The 285-nt window shown below is 60.0% G+C and carries 1 protein-coding gene; it reads right to left on the minus strand.

Translation table 11 applies throughout. From position 1 onward, the window contains the following. The coding region (locus EN859_RS37435; protein ID WP_210237788.1) for a hypothetical protein at positions 1-274 on the minus strand (274 nt) is incomplete at its 3' end. Positions 275-285 lie beyond the last annotated feature (11 nt).

Consider the following 285-nt stretch of genomic DNA (forward strand, 5'->3'; position numbering starts at 1 on the left):
TCAGGCCGAGCCCCTTGATGTCCGGCACCGCGAACACGAAGCTCGCAGACAGGTTGCAGTGTCGCGCCTGATACTGCGGGCACTGTTCAGGGTCGCAGATGCCGTCCGGAATTGCCTCATCCTGACGACGGATGACGGTGCGTCCGCCGAAGTGCCGGATCACACGTTGCGCACGCGGATCGCGCTCGATCTTTGCATACGTCATGCAATAGCGGATTCCATCGCGCTCGTACTGGGAAAAGAACTTCCGACCATTGGTGCCGTATACGGTCATCTGGTTCGGCA

The organism is Mesorhizobium sp. M00.F.Ca.ET.216.01.1.1 (genome assembly GCF_004010325.2).
GTDB lineage: Bacteria > Pseudomonadota > Alphaproteobacteria > Rhizobiales > Rhizobiaceae > Mesorhizobium.